General features: G+C 64.3%; 5 protein-coding genes. 4 read left to right on the top strand and 1 reads right to left on the bottom strand.

Features of this window, described 5'->3' with window-relative positions; translation table 11 throughout:
* A partial coding sequence (locus T281_RS16565; RefSeq protein ID WP_037242094.1) for an MFS transporter occupies window positions 1-386 on the bottom strand: 386 nt, incomplete at its 3' end.
* 149 nt (window positions 387-535) lie between these two features.
* Between T281_RS16565 and T281_RS16560 the strand changes: the two genes are divergently transcribed.
* The 4 genes from T281_RS16560 to nudC all read left to right on the top strand — a co-directional run.
* The gene (locus T281_RS16560) at window positions 536-1,216 is read left to right on the top strand and encodes an AraC family transcriptional regulator (protein ID WP_210336093.1); all 681 of its coding nucleotides are present in this window, start codon (window positions 536-538) and stop codon (window positions 1,214-1,216) included.
* A 239-nt stretch (window positions 1,217-1,455) separates the two neighbouring features.
* Window positions 1,456-1,791: a phosphoribosyl-ATP diphosphatase gene (locus tag T281_RS16555; protein ID WP_013420262.1), complete on the top strand. Its 336-nt coding sequence runs from the start codon at window positions 1,456-1,458 to the stop codon at window positions 1,789-1,791.
* Window positions 1,788-2,768, top strand: coding sequence for a type I pantothenate kinase (gene coaA, locus T281_RS16550; RefSeq protein ID WP_052037609.1), 981 nt, complete (start codon window positions 1,788-1,790; stop codon window positions 2,766-2,768). The genes T281_RS16555 and coaA overlap by 4 nt, the downstream gene beginning before the upstream one ends.
* 76 nt (window positions 2,769-2,844) lie before the next feature.
* Window positions 2,845-3,728: NAD(+) diphosphatase (gene nudC, locus T281_RS16545; RefSeq protein WP_037242091.1), on the top strand; the 884-nt coding region annotated here is incomplete at its 3' end.

Raw genomic sequence — 3,728 nt, 5'->3', positions numbered from 1 at the left:
CCATCCGAGGTTCGCCCGATCATCGCCGAGCCGATGGGATGATAGATAGCGCTGAACATGCCGAGCATGAGGAGCGAACCGGCGATCATCGGGAGACTCGTCGAGCCCGCCACCGCGAGACATGCCGCGCCATAGCCGAAGAAATACGTGGTCAGAAGCGCGCGCCGCCCGAAGCGGTCCGCGAGCCAGCCCACCGGCAGCGCGAACAGGCCGAACGCGACGAAGGCGCCGGTCGTGAGCCAGATCAGGTCGCCATAGTCGCGGCCGAGGTCCGCCGCGATGGCGATGACGGCGGTCGGGAAAATCAGCAGCACGAAGTGATCGAGCGCGTGCGCTATATTTACGAAAAGCAGCGTCTTGTGCGGCGCGTCGTCCTGTGCGGTCATGGTGTGAGTGATCCCCTCTCTTGCATGCGTGTCTGCCGAGAGCGTAGTCTGGCCTGAAAACGCACGGGGGCCGAAAACTGTCTCAAGCGGGCCAAAATCGCAGTACCGATCGCGCCGACTACCAATATGTGCCGCGCGCGGTTGCCGTCATGGCGAAAGACTACCCGGCGGGTGCCAGCACGCAGGCGCATTTCCATCCGCGCGGACAGCTGCTTCATGCGGTCGATGGCGTCATGCTGGCGAAAACCGCGCAGGGCGCGTGGATCGTGCCGCCGCGTCACGCGCTCTGGATTCCGCCGAATACCGTCCATTGCGTGGACATGCGCGCCGCCGTCTCGCTGCGCACCGCATACATCCGGATTGAGGAAGCTGCCGCGATCCCGGCCCAATGCAAGGTCATCGCTGTGCCGGTCCTGCTGCGCGAGGCGATCCTGGCGCTTCTCGAAGAGCCGGTTCTCTATGACGAGGCCGGACGGGGCGGCGCGCTGGCGACACTCGTCATCCATGAGGTAGCGCGCGCGGCGAAGGCGGAGTTCGAATTACCGCTCCCCACGGATCGGCGGCTTGCCGCGCTCTGCGAAGCGCTGATCGACAATTGCGCGCTTCCGCTCGACATCGACGACTGGGCCACCCGCTTCGGCCTTTCCCGCCGCACATTGACGCGGCGCTTCCGGGCTGAAACCGGCCTTTCCTTCGCGGAGTGGCGGCGGCGGTTGCGCGCGATAAGCGCCGCCGCGCTCTTGACCGAGGGCGCGAAAGCGGAATCCACCGCCCACCGCGTCGGCTATCGGAGCGCCAGCGCCCTCATCGCGATGATGCGGCGGCGATAGCGTTTACCCGTCCACCATTAAGCAGCGTGTAAAGTGTCGTGGATCTTGACAAAGCGGTCAGAGAAAGAGCACGGGATCTTTCCCAAGGCGGGACCGGTTAGGATCTTTCTTCCAAGGCCGCTGAGCGCTACTTCGCATTTCCGCGTTTCGTGAAGTTCGGCATTTAATTTCGCCTTGATCCGGAAAAGCCGCTCATTGATGATCGCGGCGATGGTGACGGCGGCCCGAGGGGCTTAGGCATGAGTGAACATACGCTCGCACGGTTGGCCGCGACGATCAAAGCGCGGCGCGCCTCCACCGCTTCCGCGTCATACACGAAATCGCTGCTCGAAAAGGGCGCGGCCGCATGCGCCAAGAAGCTTGGCGAGGAAGCGGTTGAAACGGTAATCGCCGGCGTCGCCGAGAGCGACGACAAGCTGCGCGCCGAAGCCGCGGACCTTCTTTATCACCTGATGGTTCTGCTGGAGGCGCGCAACGTCCCGATCGAGGCGGTGTTCGCAGAACTCGACAGCCGCACGGCGCAATCCGGGCACGCCGAAAAAGCGTCGCGGCCGAAGGATGGCTCGCCGTCATGAGCATGTCGAGCCCCGTGCTGGAGTTCGAGTTGCCCCAGGCCCTTCAGCTCTCTCCCTATCGCACATTTTCGCGCGACGAATGGGCGAAGCTGCGCGACGGCGTTCACATGACGCTGTCCGAAGCCGACCTCACGCGCCTGTCCGGCCTCATCGAGAAAATCTCGCAGGAGGAGGTGACGGACATCTATCTGCCCGTCGCCAAGCTCGTGAATTACTACGTGCGCGCGGCGCAGCTTCTGCATGGCGCGACGACGCGTTTCTTCAATCACGGCGACGCGAAGATGCCGTTCATCATCGGCGTCGCGGGAAGCGTCGCGGTGGGCAAGAGCACTTCGGCGCGCGTGCTGCGCGAGCTGCTAGTGCGCTGGCCGAACCATCCGCGTGTCGATCTTGTGCCGACGGACGGGTTCCTCTGGCCGAACGCCGAGCTTGAGCGGCGCGGCATCATGCACAAGAAGGGCTTCCCCGAAAGCTTCGATCAGGCGCGGCTTCTGCAATTCGTCGCCGATGTGAAGGCGGGCAAGGCGCGCGTGGAAGCGCCGGTCTATTCGCACTTCTCCTACGACATCCTGCCGGGTGAGAAGATCGTCGTCGACCGCCCCGACATTCTCATCATCGAAGGGCTGAACGTGCTCCAGCCCGCGAAGCTGCCGAAGCACGGCGACGCAGTGCCGTTCGTCTCCGACCTTCTGGACTTCTCGATCTACATCGACGCCGAACCGGCCGTGATCGAGAAGTGGTACGTGACGCGCTTCCTGCGCCTCTACCGCACGGCGTTTCGCGACAAGGACGCCTATTTCTACCGCTATTCGAAGCTCACGCAGGAACAGGCCATCGCGCAGGCGCTGAAGCTGTGGCGCACGATCAATCTCGTGAACCTGAAGAAAAACATCCTGCCGACGAGGAAGCGTGCCAACCTCATTCTCTCGAAGGGCGACTCGCATCGCGTCGAGACGGTGGCGCTCCGGAAGCTGTGAGCAGGCGCTCGCTTTTGCTGGCTGAAGCGGCGTCTCTTCGTTGAAGGCCGTCGTTTCAGTCGTTAAAGTTTCAGCGATGCCGCTTCTTCATTTACCCACGATCACGTCGGAAAAGAGCCTCAACCGCCGGGCGGAAAAGCGGCGCGATGCGGCTTTTATCGACGCTGCGTTCAACGCTCCCGGCACAAGGGTGCTGGCCCTCGCCGACCTCCGCGTTCCCATATATCCGACGCCCGACCGCGCGCCGCCGGTCGTTCGCTGGCTGAGCGTGCCGGAGGTGAAAGCCCTCGCCGCGCCGCTCGACTTCGCGTTTCTGGGCGAGGACGAGACGGGCGCCGCCGTGTTCGCCTGCAACGTGCCGCCGTACCATAGGGGCTTCGCCAGGGCGGAGGAAGCGCTCCATCCGCTGGTCGATCTGCGCTCGCTCGCTCTTCAGAGTGTTTCACATGAAACGGAATTGCTGATCGCGGCGGAGGCGCGCGCGCTGCTCGGCTGGCATGCCCATAATCGTTGCTGCTCGCGCTGCGGCGGGCCGCTGCACGTCATCGAGGGCGGTTGGTGCCGCACATGCGCGGGCTGCGGGCAGAGCACATGGCCGCGAACCGACCCCGCCGTCATCATGCTCATCACGCGCGGCGACCGTGCGCTCCTCGGCCATGAGCTTCGCTTTCCGGACAAATTCTATTCGACGCTGGCAGGCTATGTCGAGCCGGGCGACGATATCGAGCACGCCGTTCGCCGCGAGGTGAAAGAGGAGTCCGGCATCGACGTTGGTGCCGTCGAATACGTGGCGAGCCAGCCCTGGCCCTTTCCGCACTCGCTGATGATCGGCTGCTGGGGCGAGGCGCTCACCGAGGCGATTACGATCGACCGCACGGAGTTAACCGACGCGCGCTGGTTCGACCGGGCGGAACTCGCGTCGATGCTGGCAGTCACGCACCCGGAGGGCCTGTTCGTGCC

This window comes from Rhodomicrobium udaipurense JA643 (assembly GCF_000636015.1).
Taxonomy (GTDB): Bacteria; Pseudomonadota; Alphaproteobacteria; order Rhizobiales; family Rhodomicrobiaceae; genus Rhodomicrobium; species Rhodomicrobium udaipurense.
This window is presented reverse-complemented; position numbering and strand designations above follow the sequence as displayed.